General features: G+C 72.5%; 16 protein-coding genes. 15 read left to right on the forward strand and 1 reads right to left on the reverse strand.

Going from position 1 to position 21,077, the window contains the following annotated elements; translation table 11 throughout:
- Nucleotides 1-34: 34 nt before the first annotated feature.
- The gene (locus ABZ490_RS48095) at nt 35-901 is read right to left on the reverse strand and encodes a LuxR C-terminal-related transcriptional regulator (protein ID WP_359005911.1); all 867 of its coding nucleotides are present in this window, start codon (nt 899-901) and stop codon (nt 35-37) included.
- Nucleotides 902-1,065: 164 nt separating this feature from the next.
- On the opposite strand from ABZ490_RS48095, the gene ABZ490_RS48100 reads away from it, so the two are divergent.
- The 15 genes from ABZ490_RS48100 to ABZ490_RS48170 all read left to right on the forward strand — a co-directional run bounded on the left by ABZ490_RS48100 (nt 1,066) and on the right by ABZ490_RS48170 (nt 21,076).
- Nucleotides 1,066-1,245, forward strand: a complete 180-nt coding sequence (locus tag ABZ490_RS48100) for a hypothetical protein (protein ID WP_359005914.1) — start codon at nt 1,066-1,068, stop codon at nt 1,243-1,245.
- Nucleotides 1,246-1,261: 16 nt separating this feature from the next.
- Nucleotides 1,262-2,056 (forward strand): alpha/beta fold hydrolase, encoded by a 795-nt coding sequence (locus ABZ490_RS48105; protein WP_359005916.1) that lies wholly within the window; start codon nt 1,262-1,264, stop codon nt 2,054-2,056.
- 62 nt (nt 2,057-2,118) lie between these two features.
- The gene (locus ABZ490_RS48110) at nt 2,119-3,003 is read left to right on the forward strand and encodes an isocitrate lyase/phosphoenolpyruvate mutase family protein (protein ID WP_359005919.1); all 885 of its coding nucleotides are present in this window, start codon (nt 2,119-2,121) and stop codon (nt 3,001-3,003) included.
- Nucleotides 3,000-3,971, forward strand: a complete 972-nt coding sequence (locus tag ABZ490_RS48115) for a 3-oxoacyl-ACP synthase (RefSeq protein WP_359005922.1) — start codon at nt 3,000-3,002, stop codon at nt 3,969-3,971. Before ABZ490_RS48110 ends, ABZ490_RS48115 begins: the two co-directional genes overlap by 4 nt.
- Entirely contained in the window at nt 3,968-6,232 is a 2,265-nt protein-coding gene (locus ABZ490_RS48120) for an iron-containing redox enzyme family protein (protein WP_359005925.1), read from the forward strand. The genes ABZ490_RS48115 and ABZ490_RS48120 overlap by 4 nt, the downstream gene beginning before the upstream one ends.
- Nucleotides 6,233-6,242: 10 nt before the next feature.
- On the forward strand, nt 6,243-7,445 hold the full coding sequence (locus tag ABZ490_RS48125; protein ID WP_359005928.1) for an acyl-CoA dehydrogenase family protein: 1,203 nt from the start codon (nt 6,243-6,245) through the stop codon (nt 7,443-7,445).
- A gap of 48 nt (nt 7,446-7,493) precedes the next feature.
- The gene (locus tag ABZ490_RS48130; RefSeq protein ID WP_359005930.1) at nt 7,494-8,630 is read left to right on the forward strand and encodes a hypothetical protein; all 1,137 of its coding nucleotides are present in this window, start codon (nt 7,494-7,496) and stop codon (nt 8,628-8,630) included.
- A gap of 89 nt (nt 8,631-8,719) precedes the next feature.
- Complete coding sequence (locus ABZ490_RS48135) at nt 8,720-9,760, forward strand: saccharopine dehydrogenase (protein ID WP_359005933.1); 1,041 nt, start codon at nt 8,720-8,722, stop codon at nt 9,758-9,760.
- Complete coding sequence (locus ABZ490_RS48140) at nt 9,753-10,898, forward strand: saccharopine dehydrogenase family protein (RefSeq protein WP_359005936.1); 1,146 nt, start codon at nt 9,753-9,755, stop codon at nt 10,896-10,898. The genes ABZ490_RS48135 and ABZ490_RS48140 overlap by 8 nt, the downstream gene beginning before the upstream one ends.
- 173 nt (nt 10,899-11,071) lie before the next feature.
- Nucleotides 11,072-12,406 (forward strand): SidA/IucD/PvdA family monooxygenase, encoded by a 1,335-nt coding sequence (locus ABZ490_RS48145; RefSeq protein WP_359005939.1) that lies wholly within the window; start codon nt 11,072-11,074, stop codon nt 12,404-12,406.
- Nucleotides 12,403-13,551, forward strand: a complete 1,149-nt coding sequence (locus ABZ490_RS48150; protein WP_359005942.1) for an FAD-dependent oxidoreductase — start codon at nt 12,403-12,405, stop codon at nt 13,549-13,551. The genes ABZ490_RS48145 and ABZ490_RS48150 overlap by 4 nt, the downstream gene beginning before the upstream one ends.
- Nucleotides 13,548-15,842 carry a class I tRNA ligase family protein gene (locus tag ABZ490_RS48155; protein ID WP_359005945.1) on the forward strand — a complete coding sequence of 765 codons (2,295 nt, stop codon included), beginning with the start codon at nt 13,548-13,550 and terminating at the stop codon, nt 15,840-15,842. The genes ABZ490_RS48150 and ABZ490_RS48155 overlap by 4 nt, the downstream gene beginning before the upstream one ends.
- Nucleotides 15,839-19,195, forward strand: a complete 3,357-nt coding sequence (locus ABZ490_RS48160; RefSeq protein WP_359005948.1) for an amino acid adenylation domain-containing protein — start codon at nt 15,839-15,841, stop codon at nt 19,193-19,195. Before ABZ490_RS48155 ends, ABZ490_RS48160 begins: the two co-directional genes overlap by 4 nt.
- Nucleotides 19,192-20,799 carry an AMP-binding protein gene (locus ABZ490_RS48165; protein ID WP_359005951.1) on the forward strand — a complete coding sequence of 536 codons (1,608 nt, stop codon included), beginning with the start codon at nt 19,192-19,194 and terminating at the stop codon, nt 20,797-20,799. Before ABZ490_RS48160 ends, ABZ490_RS48165 begins: the two co-directional genes overlap by 4 nt.
- A complete protein-coding gene (locus ABZ490_RS48170) occupies nt 20,783-21,076 on the forward strand; it encodes an acyl carrier protein (RefSeq protein WP_359005954.1) in 294 nt (97 codons plus the stop codon). Before ABZ490_RS48165 ends, ABZ490_RS48170 begins: the two co-directional genes overlap by 17 nt.
- The last annotated feature ends 1 nt before the right edge of the window (nt 21,077 follow it).

Consider the following 21,077-nt stretch of genomic DNA (forward strand, 5'->3'; position numbering starts at 1 on the left):
TCCCGGACGAGTTCACGCATCCGCTTCCGGGCGGCTAGAGAACGTATACGGTCTCATTGCGGCCCAGCAGATATCCGAGATGCAGTCGGTTGTGTGCCTCCAGTTGTTTCTTCATGGAGGCCACATGCGCCTGGAGTGATCGCTCGCTGATGCCCAGCCGCCGGGCGATGTGCCGGTCCGAATGTCCCTCGATGAGCATCCGCCGGATCGACTCCCGAATGGCGGGGATCACTTCCCGGGCCGCCTCGGTGGCAGCCGCCGGAATGAACGGAAAGGGTTCGGCGCGAACCCAGGCACGTTCGAAAACATCACACAGAAACCTCACCACGGCGGGTTCCTGGATGGCGACCGCGGCAGTGCGCTCGTCGTTCTCGGATATGAATGCCGTCTTCCTGTCGATAATGATCAGCCGGTCGAAGAACTCCTCCAGGGTCCGGACCTCGGCACCGTGCTCGGAAATTCTGCGGACGTAGTCCTTGGTCGCCTCGTCGAAGCGTGCCGTGTGCTGGTAGAGCGTCCGCATGCGTATCCCGCTGGAGATCTGGTCGCGCACCGATTCCAGGGCGTTCTCCAGCACCGGTCCCGGCCGGGGACCATCCGGCTGAGCTGTGAGGATCTCGTCGTCCGCTTCTTCGATGGCGGCTCCGATGGCCTCATTGATCTCCCGGACGTCCCGTAGATGGGAGACCGACGAGGGCATTTCACCGTTGCCCGAAGGGGCACCCCAGGTGGCCAGAAGGGCGGCCTGGTCGAGTGTGCGGCGCGATAATTCAGCCAGCTTCTCGCCGATATCGCGCAGTTCAGATGATGTGTGCGTCTGCGGTTCCGTCGAACGCCTCGGCGTTACGGGCAAAACACTCTCACGAATGTCCGATTTGTCGTCTTTTTTGATGTTTGCCATGAAAGTCATACCACCGGTTTCCGCATTGCTGATACCCGAACCACCCTAGAACCTTTCCTCCGTCGATGACGTAGAAGAAAGTGGATTCGCAGAAGAGATCGCCAACTCCTCCTCCGTCAGGCGAACATCACCCGATCCGGTTATGGAAAGAAGGCGCAAAGACCGTGCAGAGCACCATCGAAAGCAGTTTTTTCTCTTCGTTGGCTTCGCTGAAAATCTGGATCCCCTCCCCATCGCTCGTGGGGGAGCCGCCCCTGTCACCCGACGATCCGCGTGCCGACGACGTCGGCTGGAACACCAGCAAGTCCGGGTCCGGCCGCCACCGGGCTGCTTCGCGCAGGTGAAGATCGGAGACACCCCTTGCCCCCCTCTCAGCCGTTCCTGACGTTCGCGGCCTCCGGGCCGGACGCCCGCCCCCGCACCCGCGTCTTCTGCTTCCCGCACGCCGGCGGCAGCCCCCGGGCCTTCCTCCGCTGGCAGAGCTCACTCGGTGAGGACATCGAGGTGACCGCGTTCTGCCCGCCGGGCCGGGAGCAACGGCACCGAGAGCCGCGGGCCGCCTCGGTGGCGGAGCTGGCCGCCGGCGCCGCCGAAGCCGTACGGGCCGTCGCCGACGGGCCGTTCCTGCTCTTCGGGCACAGCCTGGGCGCGGTGGTGGCCTTCGAGACGGCTCGGCTGCTGCGCGGCCACCCGCACCTGCGTCATCTGATCGCCTCCGGTTGTTCGGCACCGTCCCTGCTGCCGACGCGCCGGGTCGTGGAGACGGCCCGGCTGGAAGGGAAGACGTTCACGGAGGCCGTCGGGTTCTTCGGCGGGCTGCCCCCCGAAGTGGTCGCCGACGAGGAGCTCGCCCAGCTGCTCCTCCCGGCCCTGCGGGCCGACTTCCGCATGGTGGCGGGGTACCGCTACCTCCCCGCCCCGCCGCTGGACATCCCGGTGACGCTGGTCAACGGGCGGGACGACCCCCACGTCGACGCCGCCGCGCTGCGGCCCTGGGCACGGGAGTCCGTCCGGCCGCCGGAGCTGCACTGGGTCGACGGCGGCCACTTCCACTTCGACCCCGACCCCACCGCTGTGACGACCGTTCTGCGATCCGTGGCATCAGGGACCGAGGACGCGGACGGCGAGCGGTGGGACCACGTGGAGGTCATCTGAGCCCGCCGTCGGCCCGGCCCCGGCCGACACCGTGCGACTACGAGAACAGAAGGGCGGTCCCCGTGTCTTCGGAGGCCAAGCTGGACACCGCGACGCACCCCACCGACCAGTACAGCAGAGGCGCCCTGTTCCGGGCGCTGCACGAGCGGCAGGAAGCCTTCGTCGTTCCGAACCCGTGGGACGCGGGGACGGCACGCCTGCTGACCGGCCTCGGCTTCGCCGCCCTGGCCACCACCAGCGCGGGCCTCGCCCACACGCTGGGCCGCAGCGACGGAACCGGCTCGGTGGGCCGCGACGAGACCGTGGCCAACGCCAGGGCGATCGTCGAGGCGACCACGCTGCCGGTCTCCGCCGACCTGGAGAACGGCTTCGGCTCCACCCCCGACGACGTCGCCGCCACCATCCGGCTCGCCGCCGCGACCGGCCTGGTCGGCGGCTCGATCGAGGACTCCACCGGCCGCCCCGACGACCCGATCCTTCCCTTCGAGGCCGCGGTCGAGCGGGTGGCCGCGGCGGTCGAGGCGGCGAAGTCCCTGGACTTCCCCTTCACGCTCACCGCCCGCGCCGAGAACCACTTCGTCGGCCGCCACGACCTCGCCGACACCATCCGCCGGCTCCAGGCCTACGAGGCCGCGGGCGCCGATGTGCTCTTCGCCCCCGCCCTGCCGGACGCCGACGCCGTCCGGGCGGTGGTCGACGCCGTCTCCCGGCCGGTGAACGTCCTCGCCGGCGGCCCCGGTCAGTCGTCCGTGGCCGCGTTGCAGGCGCTCGGCGTACGGCGGATCAGCCTGGGCTCCTCCCTTTCCCGGGCCGCTCTGGGCGCGTTCCTGCGCGCCGCCGGGGAGGTGGTCGAGCACGGCACGTTCGCCTACGTGGCCGACGCCGTACCGTACGCCCGGGCCAACTCCCTCCTGCGGGCGGACGATCCGGCGGGAGACCAGGTATGACGGCGTCCTCCCGTGTCCTGCTCGGCGGCGCCGCCTACGTCCTGGGCGAGACGGAGCTGCACCACTCGAGGATCAAGGGCCTGGCGGAACGGGCCCGCGCACTGGCCATGGTGCCCAACGCGGAGCTCTGGGGCTGGGGCAACGTCCGGCGGACGGAACGGACCCTTCAGGACCTGGCCACCGAGGCCGGCCGCGCCTGTCTGACCGCCGCAGGTGTCGCCCCGGCGGACGTCGACGCGCTGATCCTGTGCTCCACCCGCTTTCCGGGCGGACCGCGTACCCACGGCGCCTTCACCGACGACATCCTCACGGGCATCGGCCTGACGGCCGCCACCTGCACCGGTATCACCCTGAACCGCTGTACGAACCTTCTGGTGGGAGTGGGGATCGCCCACGCCCTCGTGGCGGCCGGCCAGCACCGCAGAGTCCTGGTCGTCACGACCGACCGGATCACCGACGAGGGCGCGCGGATGGAGAACTTCGCCCTGTTCAGCGACGGCGCGGCCGCCTGTCTGGTCGGCACGGCCGCGGCCGGCCCCCTGGGCGATGCCCATGAGATCGTCGCCTGCGCCCATCTCCAGCGGCCCGGCACGCTGGACTGGTCCCACGAGATCAGCCCGGACCTGGCCCGCGAGGTCAACGACCGGATCCTCACGCCGCTGGGCATGAAGACCGGCGACCTCGACCTCGTGGTCCACCCGAACCTCTACACCCCCGTCGTGGTGCTCAAGGAACGCCAGGCGGGCTTCGCCCCGCAGCAGCTGTTCACCGACAACATCACCCGGATCGGCCACTGCTTCGCCGCCGACCCGCTGATCAACCTCGCCGATCTGCAGACCGCCGGACGACTGCGGGCCGGGGGCCACCATCTGCTGGCCTCCAGCGTGCCCGGGGCCCGTGCGGCCGTACTCCTGCGCAAGCCGGGTGCCGAGGACGAACCCGGCGACGACGAAAGGCAACCGCGATGACCGCCCCCGCCGGATTCCCGCTCCCCGACCTGACGACATCCCTGCCGCGGCTGCCCTTCACCGGCGACCCCGAGTCGATCGCCGAGGCGGCGGCCCTGCGCACGGCGGCCCCCGCCGAGATCTTCCACCGCCTTCTCCGCGACCAGGAGTCGCCCACCACGCTCCTGCTGGCCCGCCATGTCCTGTCCGCGTTCCTGCCCGAGCCGAGCGAGCCGAGCGAGCCGAGCGGGCCGAGCGGGCCGTCGCCGGCAACCGCCGCGCCCGGCGCCGGCGACCCGGCCGCCGACATCACCCACATCACCGCGACCGTGGCCCGTGCACGGGACGAACTCGCCGCGCCCATCGCCCGGTTACGGAACACCACCCCCGAGACCTACGAAGCCGTCGTACGGCAGCGGGCCCCGCTCGCCCTGCTGGCCGGCTGCTGGCTGGACACCGTGTCACAGCCCGCGACCCAGCCCTCCGTGGTCGTCAACCGGCTGTTCGGACAGCACTTCCGCCTGCTGGGCGCCGGGCACCCCGAGCGCGGGCTACCGCGGCTGCGCCGGCGCCGGCTGGAGGACCTCGGGGTGTACCTGCCCGAGATCGAGACCGCCGACTTCCTCCACCGGGCCGAGGCCCGCCCGCTCACCCAGTGGCACGCCTGCTTCCACCTGGCGCTGTCCCGGCTGCCCGCCGCCTTCCTCCCCGAGGTCGTCGGGGTGCACTGCGCGATGCTCGCGCTCGGCGTCGACGACCTCCTCACCGGCACGCAGCCCGCCCTGCCGGAGGCCGAGCCGGGCGAGACCCTCGCCGAGTACCTGGAGTTCACCCGCAGCTCGCCGACCGGAGCGGAGGACCGCCGCAGGCTGCTCGCCGCCGTGACGCTCGTCCTGCGCCTGGAGCGCGAACACGTCACCGCCCTCACCGAGTTCGCCACCTGGCACGACGGGCTCTCCCCGGACGCCAGGGTCGCCGCCATCGTGGCCCGGCACGCCCCCTTCGCCGGACGCCAGCACCGCGGCGTCCGGATCGGCCGGCAGCGGCTCACCGACTGGTTCGCCGGGCCGCCCGGAGAACTCGATCTCCCCTCGTTCATGCGGGAGTTCCGCGCCTCACCCCAGCTGCGCCCCACCGCCGACGGCAGCTGCCGCTTCCTGCAGTCCATCAAGTTCGGGGGGCCGATGTTCGGCATCTTCGACGAGCGGGAGGCCGCCGTCCTCACCGCCTGGGCCGCCTCCGTCGCGGCCGGTGACCCGCCCGACCCGGACCTCACGCCCTGCACCGCGGGCGACGCGCAGGCCGCCGTATGGAGTGCCGCGCTCGCCGGCTCCGCGCCACCGGACATCGTCACCGTCGCGGCCACGCCGACGGCCCTGGACGACCGGGAGTTCTTCCACCGCCTCGTCAACATCGAGCACTTCCCGCACCTGCTGCCGTACGCCCGCGAGCGCGCCGAGGCCGGACTCGCCCTGGCGGAGGAGCTGTTCGTGCACGGAGCGGAAGGTCTGCACACGGACGCCTCCTGGTTCGAGTACACCCCCGAGGCGCTGCTGGAGCGGGTCGACCGCATCTACTGGGACAAGCTCGTCGACCCCTACGAGCCGCTGAAGGAGATCCCGGACCGCGACGAGGTCGTCTTCGGCCAGAAGACCTTCGCGCTCGGCAGCCTGATCGACGGCACCTGGGCCTACCGGATCGGCAACCTGGGCCGCCGCCACCGCGAGGGCGACACCATGCTCTTCTCCATCTACGCCGACGAGATGGGCCGCGGCGACCTCGCCAAGAACCACATCACGATCATCCACCAGGTGCTGGCCAGCATGGACGTCCACCTGCCGCACATCCGCCAGGCCGCCTTCCTGGACCAGGACGAACTCCCCGACCACCTCTACGGGTTCTCCCTCCACCAGATCAGCCTGGCCCTGTTCCCCGACTCGCTCTACAACGAGATCCTCGGCTACAACCTCGGCATCGAGATGTTCGGGCTCGGCCGGATGCGCCTGCACGAGATCCAGAAGCTGCGCCGCCACCACTTCGACATCTCCTACGAGGAGGCGCACCTGTCGATCGACAACCTCTCGGCGGGACACGCCCGCCAGTCCGCGGACATCATCATCGGCCACCTCGACGGCGTACACCGTGACGCCGGCCCCGAGGCCGTGCAACGGGAGTGGCGCCGTATCTGGCGCGGGTACGCGTCCTTCGCCCACTTCGTCGAGCACGATCTCGTCCAACGGATCCGCACCCCCCGGCCGGCCACCGCCGACCTGGTCATCTGAGGCGGCTGCCATGACACTCCACCATCTCGACCCCGATGTCCTGCAGTTGCCGTTCTACGACGACGACCACCGCCGCCTCGCCCAGGACCTCGACGCCTGGTGCGCCGAGCGCGGCGCACGCTGGACGGCCGAAGCCCTGCGCGACACCCCCGACAGGACCGGCGTACGGCTGACCCGTGAACTCGGTGCCGACGGCTGGCTCGGCTTCCTCGATCCCACCGCGCCGCGTGCCGACGGCCGCCCCGGCGACCTGCGGGCCGTGTGCCTGATGCGCGAGACCCTCGCCCACACCGAGGACCTGGCCGACTTCGCCTTCTCCATCCAGGCGCTCGCCGCCACCCCGCTGCTGCGGCACGGCAGCGAGGAGCAGCGGCACCGGTACCTGCCCGGCATGGCCGACGGCACCCTGATCGGCGCCTTCGCGATCTCGGAGGAGGGGGCCGGCTCCGACGTCGGCGCCCTCACCCTGGCCGCCCACCGCGACAGCGACGGCGGGTATGTGCTCGACGGCGGCAAGGCATGGATCGCCAACGGCCCGATCGCCGACCTCTGCACCGTCGTCGCGCGGACCGGGGAGGGCGCGGGACCCCTCGGTCTGACCGCCTTCCTCGTCCCGGCGGACACCCCGGGGCTGAAGGTCGCCGAGAGCGTCGACGCCATCGCCCCGAGGGCCTTCGCCCATCTCGCGTTCGAGAACTGCCGGGTGCCCGCGGACAGTGTCCTCGGCCGGCCGGGCGGCGGCTTCGTCATCGCCATGGACCTGCTCGAACGGTTCCGGATGACCGTCGGCGCCGCCGCGCTGGGCTTCGCCCGCAGAGCCGCCGACACCGCCCTGGCCCGGGCCCGCGACCGGCCCGCCTACGGCGGCAGGCTGCTCGATCTGCAGCTGGTCAAGGCGTCGCTGGCCGACATGGAGGTACGGCTCAACGCCGGATCCCTGCTGGTGGCCCGCGCCGCCTGGGAGGCCGACCGGGGCAGCCGTAACTTCGCCAAGCACTCCAGCATCGCCAAGCTGTACGCCACCGAGACCGCCCAGGAGACCGTCGACGCGGCCGTCCAGGTCATGGGAGCGGCCGGACTGGTCAAGGACAGCGTCACCGAGCGGCTGTACCGCCAGATCAGGTCGCTGCGGGTGTACGAGGGAACGTCGGAGGTGCAGCGGCTCACCATCGCGGGCGCACTGGACAACCGCCGTGCACACCTCGTTGGCTGACTCCGTACCCGCGCACGCCGCGCCCGACTCCCTTCTGGAGAACGTGACTTGACTCCCTCGACCTCCCCCGTGTCAGCCGTCCGCGAGCCGGACCCGTACCCCTACTACGCCACCCTGGTCGCCGAACGGCCCTTCGCCCACGACGAGACCCTGTCCGCCTGGGTGGCCGCCGACGCCGAGGCGGTGAGCGCGGTCCTGCGGGCCGAGGAGCTGCGGGTGCGCCCGCCCGCCGAACCGGTGCCGGCCGGAATCGCCGGCACCCCCGCGGGGGAGGTCTTCGGCCGTCTGGTGCGGATGACCGACGGCACGCTCCAGCGGCACCTGAAACAGGTGGTCGTCGAGGCGCTGGGCCGGCCCGACCCCGGCGCCACCGCCCGGCTGGCGTCCGCCCGCACCCGGGCCGTGCTGGACAGGGGCGGCGAAGTCCCGTACGAGGAACTGATGTTCTCGGTGCCCGCCCGGGTGGTGGCCGGGCTGTGCGGTCTGGACGACGGCGCCGACGACGAGGCCGCCCGCCTGATCGGCGACTTCGTCCAGTGCATCCCCGCGACCGCGACGCCCGAGCAGCAGCGGGTCGCCGCCGAGGCCGCCGACCGGCTGCAGAAGCTGCTCGGCCCCGGAATCGAGCAGGGCGGGCAGGGCCTGCTGGGCGACCTGGTACGGGCGGCCCGGGCCGCCGACTGGGCGGACACCGCCCCGCTGCTGGCCAACGCGATCGGCTTCCTGTCCCAGACCTACGACGCCACGGCCGGGCTGATCGGCAACACCCTGGTCGCCCTCGCCCGCGGGGAGGCCGTACCGCCGGGCGCCGACGGGCTGGAGCTCCTGGTCCGCGAGGTCGTCCGGCACGACGCCCCGATCCAGAACACCCGGCGCTTCGCCGCCCGGCCCTTCCGGCACCGGGGCGCCGAGGTGCTCCCCGGTCAGCAGGTGCTGGTTGTGCTGGCCGCCGCCAACCGTGACCCGGCCGCCAACGCCGACCCGCACACCTTCCTGCCCGGCCGGACCGACCCGGCCGTGTTCACCTTCGGCGCCGACGCCCACCACTGCCCCGGCCGGGAGCTCGCCGTCGCCATCGCCACCGGCACCGTGGGTGCTCTCCTGGACGCGGGCGTACAGCCGGCCACCCTGCCCACCAGCCCCGACTACCGGCCGCTGGCCAACGCCCGCATCCCCGTCCTCTGACGACCCGGACCCGGCCCGCCGGATCCCACGGAACAGCCCGACCGCACAGCCCGACCGCACTGCCCGACAGAACTGGGAGCACCATCAGCATGTCCGACGCACCGCGCCTGTGGATGCGGCACGAGAGCCGCTCCAGCGAGCGCCGCGCACCCCTCACGCCCGAGGACGCCGCCGTCCTGGTGGCGCACGGCGTCCCGGTCACGGTCGAGGAGTCGCCGCAGCGGGCCTTCCCGCTCGGCGACTACCGGGCCGCGGGCTGTGCGACCGCCCCGGCGGGCTCCTGGACCGGCGCACCCGCCGACACGTACGTCCTCGGCCTCAAGGAACTTCCGGAGGACCCAGGCCGACTGATCCACCGGCACATCTTCTTCGGGCACGCCTACAAGGGCCAGTCCGGCGCCGCGGAACTGCTGGGCCGCTTCACGGCCGGCGGCGGCTCGCTGCTCGACCTGGAGTACCTCACCGACGAGGACGGCCGCCGCCTCGCCGCCTTCGGCCACTGGGCCGGATACGTCGGCGCCGCGCTCGCCGTCCTGCACCGCAGGGACCGCCTGACCGTCCCCCTCGCCCCGCTCGGCCGCGCCGAACTGGACGCCGCCCTGCGGGACTCCCGTACCGACGACGGACTGCGCGCGCTGGTGACCGGCGCCCTCGGCCGCTGCGGCAGCGGCGCCCGCGAGGCGTTCGCCACCGCCGGCATCGAACCCACCTGCTGGGACCTCGCCGAGACCCGCCGCCTCGACCGCGCGGCACTGCTCGACCACGACATCCTGGTCAACGCGGTCCTCACCAGCCGTCCGGTACCGCCGTTCCTGACCGCCGAGCACCTGGACACGCCCGGCCGCCGGCTCTCCGTCGTCAGCGACGTCACCTGCGACGTCACGTCCGACTGCAACGTGCTGCCGCTCAACGACCGCCCCACCACCTGGGAGCAGCCGGTCCGCCGGCTGCCCGGACTGGACGTGATCGCCATCGACAACCTGCCCTCCCTGCTGCCCGCCGAGGCCAGCCGCTCGTTCTCCGCCGACCTGCTGCCGCACCTGCTCGACCTGGGCGGCCCGCCCTGGGAACGCTGCCTGCGCACCTTCCACGCCGCCCAGCGGTCCGTCCAGGAGTCCGCCCATGCCTGAGGCCACCGTGCACTGGATCGGCACCGGCCTGTCCACCGGCCGCGGGGGACTGGGTCTGCTGTGCGAACACGCCGGCCGGGTCGTGCTGTGGGGGCGCACCGAGGAGCGCGCCGCCGCCCGGCTCGCCGAACTGGGCCTGACCGGCCGGGTCCGGCCCCGCGCGTTCGGCCCGGAGGCGCTCGCCGCCGAGGTGCGGCCCGGCGACGTCGTCGTGTCGATGCTGCCCGCCGCCGAGCACGCCGGACTGCTGCGGCTCTGTCTCGACGCGGGTGCCCACTTCGCCTGCTCCAGCTATGTATCCGACCCGATCCGGGACGGCGCCGAGGCCGCCGCCCGCGCCGGGCTGGTCGTCCTCACCGAGGCCGGGCTCGACCCGGGCATCGACCATCTGCTGGCGCACCGGCTGGTCGCCGCCGCCCGTGCCGACCTCGGCGACACCGCCGAGGACGTCGTCCTGACCTCGTACTGCGGCGGTGTCCCCGCCGTACCCAACGACTTCCGCTACCGCTTCAGCTGGGCCCCGTACGGCGTGCTCGCCGCCCTCGGCTCGCCCGCGCGGTACGTCGAGGACGGCACCGAGCGCCTCGCGGCACACCCCTGGGAGGCCACCCGCACGCTCCGGCTGGGCGGCGAGGACTTCGAGGTCTACCCCAACCGCGACAGCCTTCCGTTCCTCGCCCAGTACGGCATCCCGGACGGCTGGCGCATGGGCACCTTCGTCCGTGGCACCCTGCGCAACGCGGGCTGGCGGCAGGCGTGGGAACCGGTCTTCGCCACCGTGCGCGAAGGCGACCCGGCCCGGATCGCCGCGCTGGCCAAGGAACTCGCCGACCGCTATCCGACGACCCCTGCCGACCGCGACCGTGTCGTCCTCGCCGTCGCGCTGCGGGCCCGGACGGCGTCGGGGCCGGGCGGGGGCCGCAGCTGGCAGGGGGAGTACCTGCTCGACCTGACCGGCACCGCCGAGGAGAGCGCCATGGCCCGGTGCGTCTCCCTGCCGCTCGCCCTCGGTGTCACCCGGATCCTCGCCGGCGCGCTGCCCGCCGGCCTCAACCGGGCCGCCGAGGACCCCGCGGAGGCCGCCGGCTGGCTCGACGCCCTGGCCGCCCACGGAGTGCGGCCCACCTTCCACCCCTAGGGGTGTCCGCCGTCTCCGCGGCCCGTCCCCCCGTACGGGCCGCGGAGACTCCGCACCACCTCACCACCCGCGGCACATCGCCGTACCCCCGCATGCCTCGGAACGAGGGAGAAACGCACCGCCATAGCAGCAAAAAACATGGTGAAACACCCGGAAGAAAGGGAGTCCCGGACATGGGACAGCAGAGTTTCCCGCACGATCCCCCGCACCCCTCGACGCACTACCGCTGTGTCGGGGTCGGGGTGGGCCCCGCAAACCTGAGCCTCGCATCTCTCCTGCACCGCTACCCGGACGTGCCGAACCTCTTCCTCGATCGCCGCGCGGCCTTCGGCTGGCACGACGGCCAGCAGATACCCGGCACCACCCTCCAGGTGTCCCTGTTCAAGGACCTCGTCAGCCTCTCCGACCCGACGAACGCCTTCTCGTTCCTGTCCTACCTCCACGACCAGGGGCGGGTGTACCACTACCTCAACGCCCAGTTCTCCAGCGTGCCGCGCAGGGAGTTCCGCAACTACCTGGAGTGGGCCAGCAGGCGCAACGAGAACATCGTGTTCGGCGAGACCGTCACCGAGGTCGGCTTCACGGACGGCGTCTTCACCGTGCGCACCGACCGCCGCCGGGTGACCGCCGACAACGTGGTCATCGGCGTCGGCAGCAGCCCCTGGGTGCCGCCCCAGGCCGAGCGGCTGCTCGGGACGACCCAGTTCCACGTCAGCGAGTACCTGGCGCGGGCGGACGACCTCGCCGGGAAGCGCATCGTGGTGGTCGGCGGCGGCCAGTCGGGGGCGGAGGCGGTGCTCGACCTGGTCTCCCGCGAGCAGAACCGGCTGCCGCAACGGGTCTGCTGGCTCTCCCGGCGGCGCACCTACTTCCCCATCGACGACTCGCCGTTCACCAACGACTTCTACATGCCCAGCCACTCCGACTACTTCTACGGCCTGCCCGCCGAGACCCGCAGCACCTTCAACACCGAGCACATCCTCAGCAGCGACGGCATCTCCGAGGCCACGCTCCGCGACCTCTACCAGCGGATCTACGTGCATCGCTTCGTCGAGGGAAATCAGCACCTGGTGCGGCTCCAGCCCAACCGCGAGGTGACAGGGGTGAGCGGCGGCGGCAGCGGTCCGTGGGACCTCACGGTCCGGCACAACGACGACGCGGGCTCGGTCGAACACCACGAGGCCGACGTCGTCATCTGGGCCACCGGCTTCCGTCCGGCGCCCATGGACTTCCTCGCCCCGATCGCCGGCCGGCTGGAGCGCGAGGGCGACGAACTCCGCGTCGACCAGGACTTCGCCGTGCAGTGGGACGGCCCTCTGGACCGCAACATCTTCGTGCAGAACGCCGTACGCGGACAGCGCGGCCTCGCCGACCCCAACCTCAGCCTCAACGCCTGGCGCAGCAGCCGGATCGCCGACCGGTTGCGCGGGGTGCCCGACGACGAGCAGCTGCCGTCGTTCATCGAGTGGTCCGCCAAGACCGCCAAAGAGTCGTGGAGCGCGTCATGACCGAAGGCCCCGGGAACGCGCGGACCACGAGCACGAGCACGAGTACGGGCACGAGTACGGGCACGGACACGGACGTGGCGGTCGTCGGAGCCGGCGTGCTCGGCTGTATGACGGCCCTGGAGATCCTCGCCCGCGACCCCGCCGCCCGTGTCACCGTCATCGACCGGGACATCGCCGGCAGCGGAGCCACCCGCCGGTCGGCCGGTCTGCACTTCCCGCGCGGCGTCACCGAACGGGTGCGCCGGATGACCGCCCACAGCCAGGACCACTACGCCAAGCTCCTCGCCGACCGGCCCGAACTGCCCATCCACCCGGTGCCGATGACCGTGGTGGCGGCCGACGCCTCCGAGGCCGGGGTGCGCGAGGTCTACCTGGACAGCGCCGGACTCACCCCCGTCGACGCCGTGCCCGGGGTACGGCTTCCGGAGGGCCACCGCGCCTGGCACGTGCGGGGCGGACAGTACGCCGACGTGCACGCCCTCACCCAACTGCTCGCCCGGGACCTGCGCGGCCGCGCCGTGCTGCGCGAGGGCACCAGGGTGACGACTCTCGAACCGGGGCCCGAAGGCGTCCGGTTGGGGCTCGCGACGGGGGAGACGCTGACCGCCGGCCGGGTCGTGCTCGCCCCGGGCCCCTGGCTCGCCGACCCCGCCTGGCGGGAGCTGGTGGCGCCGCTCGGGGCCCGCGTCAAGAAGATCGTGGCCCTGCACCTCGACCTGGCCCCCGCCCCCGACGACGGGGTGACCGTCTTCCACGACGAGGACGCCTTCCTGCTGCCGTTCTCCCACCGCGGCCACTGGCTGTTCAGCTACACCTGCCAGGACTGGGACGTCGATCCGGACACCGTCGGCGACGGCGGACTGTCCGCCGCCGACCTGCGGGAGGCCCTGGCCGTCCTCGACCGCTACCTCCCCGCTCGGTCGGACCCCTCCCGGGTCTCCGGACGGGTCTTCTGCGACGCCTACGGACCGGCCGGCGAACCCCTGGTCACCGCCCTGACCGCCGACCACCGCGTGGTGTTCGCGGGCGCCGCCAACGGCTCGGGCTACCGGCTGGCCCCCGCCCTCGCCGCCGAGGCGGCCGACCTGCTGGACCTTCCCTTGGCCCTTTCCCTGGACCATTCCCAAGAGAGGCGCGAGCCGTGATCATCGACAGCTACGACGAGAGCGCCCTGAAGGACGCCTTCGGCATCGACATGAGCGAGATCGAAGGGCTCGGCACGGGCGCCGGCTGGGGCCGGGTCGCCCCGGGCCGCGCCTCGGACAGCCACCAGCACGACGAGACCGAGATGTTCGTGATCGTGGCCGGCGAGGGCGAGTTCGTCGTCGACGGCCGCCGCCACCCGGCACGGCCCGGCACCGTGGCGCTGTTCGAACCCTTCGAGTCCCATGTGCTGGAGAACACCGGCACCACCGACGTGGTCTTCCTGACCCAGTACTGGCGCGACCCGGACCGCGCGCTGCGCTCGGCCGGGGACACGGCGCGCAAGAGCCTCGCGGACCGCCCGGTGTTCGTCTTCTCCACCCCGCCGACGCCCAACGGCGACCTGCACCTCGGCCATCTGTCCGGCCCCTACCTCGGGGCCGACGCCTACACCCGCTTCCAGCGGATGAACGGCGCCCGGGTCTGGCACCTCACCGGCAGCGACGACTTCCAGAGCTACGTCACCGCCGCCGCCCAGGCCGAGAACCGCTCCCCGGCCGAGACCGCCGCCCACTACAGCGCGGAGATCGCCGAGACGCTGCGGCTGATGGACATCACACTGGACCAGTACACGGTCACGGACACCGCGCCCGGCTACCGGGACGGCCTGCGGGCCTTCTTCTCCCGGCTGGCCGGATCGGGATCCGTCGCCCCGACGGCCGGGGACGCGCTGTTCGACCCGGAGACCGGACAGTACCTCTACGAGGTCGACGTCAAGGGCGGCTGCCCCGGCTGCTCCCACGGCACCAGCGGCAACATCTGCGAGGAGTGCGGCGAACCCAACACCGTCGCCGACCTCACCGACCCGGTCACCACCCGCGCCGCGGCCGCCCCCCGGCGGGGCACCGCCACCCGGTTCTCGCTGCCCCTGCACGAGTTCCGGGACACGGTGGCCGCACACCACCGGCTCGGCCGCGCCCCCGCCCGGCTGCGCGAACTCGCCGACCGGATCTTCGCCCGGCCCCGTCTGGACATCCCCGTCACCCACCCCTCGTCCTGGGGCGTCGGCCCCGCCGAGCCGGCCGGCGAGGGCCAGGTGATCTGGGTCTGGCCGGAGATGAGCCACGGCTTCCTGCACGGCATCGAGGCGCTCGGCGCCCGGCTCGGCGAGCGGTGGCGGGCGGCGGAACCGGAACAGGACTGGAAGATCGTCCACTTCTTCGGCTACGACAACAGCTTCTACCACGGGGTGCTGTACCCGGTGCTGTACCGGCTGGCGTTCCCCGGCTGGTCGCCCGACATCGACTACCACGTCAACGAGTTCTACCTCCTGGAGGGCGCCAAGTTCTCCACCAGCAGGCGGCACGCCATCTGGGGCAAGGAGATCCTCGGCCCCGACACGGTCGACGCCGTCCGCTACTTCCTGTCCAGCACCCGCCCCGAGGGCGAGCGGACCAACTTCCGGCGCGCCGACTACGAGACGGTGCTCCGCGACACCCTGGCCGGCACCTGGCAGACCTGGCTGAACGACCTGGGCACCCGGGTCGCGAAGACCTACGACGGCAGCGCACCGGACGCCGGCACCTGGACGCCCGAGCAGTCGGCCTTCCTCGGCCGGCTCGGCGGCCGCCTCACGGCCCTCACCGCGAGCCTCGGACCGGACGGCTTCTCGCTGCGCGAGGCTGCCGCCGAACTCGCCGGACTCGTGGAGGACACCGTACGGTTCAGCCGCCGCGAGGCCGCCCTGCTCGCCGACCGCCCGGACTGGCACAGCGAACTGCGCACGGCCACCGCCCTGGAACTGGCCGCCGCCCGGCTGCTGGCGCACGGTGCCGCACCCGTCATGCCGCGCTTCGCCGCCCGGCTCGCCGACGCGCTCGGCCTGCCCGAACCCACCGAGTGGCCGCGCACCGTCGAACTCCTCGCCCCCGGCACCCGGGTGCGGCTCGCCGACGCGGTGTTCTTCACCCTGCCCGAGCAGGCGACGGCGTCCCCGCTGCAGGCCTGGTTCGACGGTCTCGTCCGGGAACTCCTCGGCCTGCCGCAGGACGAGAACCTCACCGGCCGCACGCTCAGTGAACTCGGCACCACCTCGCTGTCCGCGGTCACCCTCCAGTACAAGATCCTCGACCACCTCGATGTGGACGTCACCCTGGAGGAGCTCCTCGGCGAGCTGGACCTCGCCGCGCTCGCCGCGCTCCTGGCCGGGCGGGCAGGGGACCGGGCGGCCCTCCCGGAGGCCGAGCCGGCCGGGCCGGCCGAGCGGACCGAGCCGGAAGGGGCCCGGTCGTGAGTTCCCGTCCCGACCACCTCGACCTTCTCCGGGAGACGGAGCAGCGGGGTCTGGCGATCACCCTGGAAGGCGGTGACCTGCGACTCCAGGGCGTACGCGAGCGCATGGACGCCGAGTTCGTGGCCCGGATCAGGGCCGCGAAGGAAGACCTGGTCGCCCATCTGGCCGACGAGCAGCGCCGCACCCGAGGGTTCCCGCTGACCCCCCTCCAGCGCGGCTACCTGCTCGGCCGGGACGGCCTCTTCGAGATCGGCGACGTGGCCAGCCACGTCTACCACGAGATCGAAGGCGCCTGGGACCTGGACCGGCTGCAGCACGCGCTCGCCTCCGTCGTCGACCGGCACAGCGCACTGCGCTCCCGTTTCCCCGCCGACGACCGGCAGACCGAGCAGCCGGCCGGCGACCCGTACCGGATCGCCCGGCTGGATCTGCGCGGCGAGAACCCCCAGCGGCAGCAGGAGATCCGTGCGGCGCTGCGCGCCGAACGCTCGCACCGGGTGCTGCCCGCCGACGGCCCGCTACTCGCCGTGGAGGTCACCCTCCTCGCCGACGACCGGATGGTGCTGCACGTCAGCCACGACGGGCTGGTGATGGACGGGATCAGCATGTTCCTGTTCTTCCGGGCCTGGTGGGAGGCGTACGAGCAGGGGCCGGCCGACGACACCCCCGAGGAGCTCCGCTTCGCCGACCACGTGGCCGTCCTGGAGAAGGCGGGCGGCCGTGAACCGGCCCGCCGCTCCCGGGCGTACTGGCTCGACCGGCTCGACGACCTCGCACCCCACCCGGATCTGCCGCTGCGGGTCAGTCCCGCGTCGGTCATCGGGGCGCGGTTCGTCCCCCGGGAGGTCCGGCTCGACGCGCAGCGGTGGCAGCACGTGCGCGGGCACGCCGCCGAGGCGGGGCTCACCCCGTCCGCGCTCCTGCTGGCGGCGTACGCGGAGACCCTCGCCACCTGGGGCGCGGGTCCCGCGTTCACCCTCAACACCACGGTGGCCAACCGCCCGCCGGTGCATCCCCGGGCCTTCGACGCCATCGGCCAGTTCTCCGACACCATGCTGGTGGAAGTGGCCGTGGACCGCCGGATGCCCTTCGTGGAGCGGGCCCGCTCGGTACAGGCACGGCTGCGGGCCGACCTGGACCACCGGCACTTCTCCGGCCTGGACGTGCTGCGCGAGCTGGCGCGCAGCAGGGGCGGTGTGGCCGGGGCGCGGATGCCGTTCACGTTCAACAGCGCCATCGGACACGTACGGGACGGGGCGGACGGCTCCGCGCTGGAACTGTTCGGACCGGAGACGTACTCGGTGAGCCAGACCCCGCAGGTGTGGCTCAACGTGTTCGCCATGGAGCAGCACGGAGGCCTCGTCGTCCAGTTCGACGGCGTGGACGAGCTCTTCCCCGAAGGCCTCCTCGACGACCTCACCCACGGCTACCGGACCCTGCTGGAGACCCTCACCGAGGAACACGCCTGGCAGGCGACGGACTTCGACCTGCTGCCCCCGGCACAGGTGGCCAGGCGGCGCACCGCCAACGACACCGCCGTGCCACGGCCGGACACCCTGCTCGGCGATGCCTTCGTCGCACAGGCCCGCCGGGCACCGGACGCGCCCGCCGTCATCACGTCGACCGGCACGGTCCGCTACGGCGAACTCCTCGCCCGCGCCACCGGCGCCGCCCACTGGTTGCGCGAACGGGGCCTGGCCCGGGACGAGTTGGTCGGCCTGGTGGCGACGCGCGGCCCGGAGCAGATCACCGGCATCCTCGCCACCGTCCTGGCCGGCGGCGCCTATCTGCCGGTCGACGCGGCGCTGCCCGCCGCGCGGCGCGACTACATGCTGCGCGACGGACGGGTCCGGCTCGTCCTCGCCAACACCGGCTACCAGGACGCGGACCGGGAGGTCCTCGACCTGACCGCGGGCCCGGCGGATCCGGCGGCCCCGCCGCCCGCCCCGCTGCCGGGCGCCGGCCCCGACGACCTGGCGTACGTCCTCTACACCTCGGGGACCACCGGGGAACCCAAGGGCGTCATGGTCAGCCACCGCAGCGTGGCCAACGTCGTCGCCGACTGCGCGGAGCGCTTCCGCATCGGCCCCGCCGACCGGTTCATGGCCGTCAGCGCGTTCAACTTCGACCTGTCCGTGTGGGACGTCTTCGGAGCCCTGTCGGCAGGGGCGGCCCTCGTGATGCCCGACGCGGAGCGGGCCGCCGACCCCGCGCACTGGCTGGACCTGTGTGCGTCGGCCGGCGTCACGGTGTGGAACTCGGTGCCCGCCATCGTCTCCCTCATGCACGAGGAGGCGGTCGCCGGCGGCACCGCACCGCCCGCGCTGCGGCTGGTCATGATGAGCGGCGACCGCATCCCGCCCACGCTGCCCGCCGCGCTGCGCCGGACCATGCCGGAGCTGGACGTGGTCTCGCTCGGCGGCCCGACCGAGACGACGATCTGGAACATCCTGCACCCCGTGGGCCCCGAGGAGGACGGCAGCGAGTCCATCCCGTACGGGCGGCCCAACGCCAACAACCGGGCGTACGTCCTGGATCCGGACGGCCTGGACACCCCGGACTGGGTGACCGGCGAGATCTGCGCCGCAGGCACGGGTCTCGCCCGGGGCTACTGGGGCGACGACCGGCGCACCGCCGAGCGGTTCCGCCACGACCCCCGGCGCGGTGAACGGCTCTACCGCACCGGTGACCTGGGGCGCTATCTGCCCGACGGGTCCCTCCAGATCCTCGGCCGGGGCGACTTCCAGATCAAGGTCAACGGCTACCGTATCGAGGCGGGCGAGGTGGAGACCCGGCTGGTGGCGCTGGACGCCGTACGGCAGGCGGTGGTCGCGGCCCGGGCCGGCGCCCGCGGCGACCGGCTGGTGGCCCACCTCGTGCCGGCCGGCGACGCCCGACCGGCGGTGCCCGAGCTGCGCGAGGCGCTCCGCCGTGATCTGCCCGACTACATGATCCCTTCGGTGGTGGTCTGGCACGCGGAACTGCCGCTGACCCGCAACGGCAAGGTCGACCGCAAGGCACTGGCCGCCGCCGATCCGCAGGAGGACGCCGACGCGCCCCCCGGGTCCGCCGGGTCCGCGTCCGGCTCCGCCTCCGGGCCCGTGGCCTTCGCCGACGAGACCGAGAAGACCCTCGCCGGTATCTGGGCGAAGGTCCTGCGCACCGAGGTCTCCCCGACCGACAGCCTCTACGACCTGGGCGGGGACTCCCTCGCCGCCGCCCGCATCGTCACCGCCGTGCGCAAGGAGTTCCGGATCACCATCCCGCTGGAGCGGATGGCCGAGCTGGAGACGCTGCGCGCCATGGCCGCACACCTCACCACCACCCGGACCGCGAAAGGGGCGGACGCATGACGGACGGACGCATGCCGGACAGCCCGGACACGTCGGTCACCTCACCGGACTCGTACCTGAACCGGATCGTCTCCGCCCCGCCCGCGCACGGCGGCCGGATCTCCTTCGCCCGTCTCGTCGGCACGGAGACGCTGACCCTCGCCGAGCTGTACGAACGGTCCGGGCGGCTGGCGGCCCGGCTCCGGGAACGCGGTGTGGGCCCCGGCGACCGGATCGGGATCATCGCCGCGAACAGCCTGGAGTGGGTCCTGCTCGACCTGGCCGCGCTGCGCCTGAAGGCGGAGACCGCGGGCCTCGAACCCGGCAAGTTCGAGCCCTCCGCCGAGCTGATGGCCCGCTACGGCATCACGCTGCTCTTCACCGACCGTCCGTGCGACGCCCCGGGGGCGATACCCCTCACCGAGGTACGGCCGATGGCCGAGAAGCCGCTGGAGGAGAAGCCGCTGGAGGAGAGCGCGCCCCTGCCGCCCGTGCACTACGGGCCGCTGGACACCACCACCGTCAAGTTCACCTCGGGCAGCACCGGCGTACCCAAGGGCCTGGCGGCGACGGCGGGCAGTGTCGACGGCTCGCTGCGAGCCGTACGGCAGTTGTTCGCGCACGGCCCGGGCGACGACGTGTTCGTGTTCCTGCCGCTGTCCCTGCTCCAGCAGCGTTACTGGATCTACTCGGCGCTCGTCGACGGCCATGACATCACCGTCAGCACGTACGAGGCGGCCTTCGCCGTGCTGCCCAGGACGCGGCCCACCGTCGTCATGGGCGTACCGGCCTTCTACGAGAGCGCCCGCCGGCACATCGAGGCCCGCGCCCGCCGGGCCGGCGAGGGTGCGGGAACGGCTGCCGTACGGGAGGCGGCACAGCAGCTGTTCGGCGACCGGATCCGCTATCTGTGGACGGGCTCCGCCCCGGCGAGCCCCGCCGTCCTGAGCTTCTTCTCCGACGAGGCCGGACTGCCCCTCTACGAGGGCTACGGGCTCAACGAGACCTGCATCGTCACCAAGAACCACCCCGGTGCGCACCGTCGGGGCAGCGTCGGACAGGTGCTGCCCGGCAAGGAGGTGATCATCGGCGAGGACGGGGTGATCAGCGTCCGCAGCGACCATCCGGTCAACGTGCGTTACGCCTACGCCGCGCCCGGGGACTCCGAGCGGATCTTCGGCGTGGACGGCACCGTGCGCACCGGGGACCTCGGCCATCTGGACGAGGACGGCTTCCTCTTCGTGCACGGCCGGGCCGACGACGTGATCGTGCTGGACAACGGACGCAAGATCGTCGTCAGGCCGATCGAGGAACAGGTGCGGTCGAGCGGCGGGGCGATCGGGGAGTGCGTGCTGTACTGCCCCGGACAGACGGAACTGGTCGCCGTCGTCTCCCCGGCCGCCCTGCCCGCCGACCACGAGGCGATCGCCGCCCAGTTGCGACTGGCCAACAGCGGCCTGGAGCCGGACGAACAGATCCGCCGCGCCGTCGTCGCGCGGGAACCGTTCAGCATCGAGAACGGTCTGCTCACCTCGCAGTTCAAGCCCCGTCGGGCGCAGATCCTCGACGCCCACCGACACGAGATCCACGACAACAGGGAGGGAATCCATGTCCGACACCTCTGATTCTTTCGCGTTCCCCGAGATCGAGCAGGCCGCACGGGAGAACCTGGCGGCCGTCCTGCTCACCGACCCCGCCCCGGCCCCCGACAGCCTGGACCCGGACGCCGACATGACCGGCGTCTACGGGCTGACCTCGCTCAACAAGGTGCTCTTCCTCACCTCGGTGTGCCAGGACACCGGCGTCGACCTGGGCAGCTTCACCGAACACGACCTCGCCGACATGCACACCCTGCGCGATGTCGTCGCGGCCCTCTCCCGGCACTTCACCAAGGCGGTGTGAT

This window comes from Streptomyces sp. NPDC005811 (assembly GCF_040630405.1).
GTDB lineage: Bacteria > Actinomycetota > Actinomycetes > Streptomycetales > Streptomycetaceae > Streptomyces.

Coding starts and splice junctions, on each gene's coding strand:
- ABZ490_RS48125 (WP_359005928.1), top strand. CDS start 6,243: ATGACACTCCACCATCTCGACCCCGATGTCCTGCAGTTGCCGTTCTAC.
- ABZ490_RS48150 (WP_359005942.1), top strand. CDS start 12,403: ATGACCGAAGGCCCCGGGAACGCGCGGACCACGAGCACGAGCACGAGT.
- ABZ490_RS48140 (WP_359005936.1), top strand. CDS start 9,753: ATGCCTGAGGCCACCGTGCACTGGATCGGCACCGGCCTGTCCACCGGC.
- ABZ490_RS48120 (WP_359005925.1), top strand. CDS start 3,968: ATGACCGCCCCCGCCGGATTCCCGCTCCCCGACCTGACGACATCCCTG.
- ABZ490_RS48115 (WP_359005922.1), top strand. CDS start 3,000: ATGACGGCGTCCTCCCGTGTCCTGCTCGGCGGCGCCGCCTACGTCCTG.
- ABZ490_RS48095 (WP_359005911.1), bottom strand. CDS start 901: ATGGCAAACATCAAAAAAGACGACAAATCGGACATTCGTGAGAGTGTT.
- ABZ490_RS48145 (WP_359005939.1), top strand. CDS start 11,072: ATGGGACAGCAGAGTTTCCCGCACGATCCCCCGCACCCCTCGACGCAC.
- ABZ490_RS48165 (WP_359005951.1), top strand. CDS start 19,192: ATGACGGACGGACGCATGCCGGACAGCCCGGACACGTCGGTCACCTCA.
- ABZ490_RS48170 (WP_359005954.1), top strand. CDS start 20,783: ATGTCCGACACCTCTGATTCTTTCGCGTTCCCCGAGATCGAGCAGGCC.
- ABZ490_RS48135 (WP_359005933.1), top strand. CDS start 8,720: ATGTCCGACGCACCGCGCCTGTGGATGCGGCACGAGAGCCGCTCCAGC.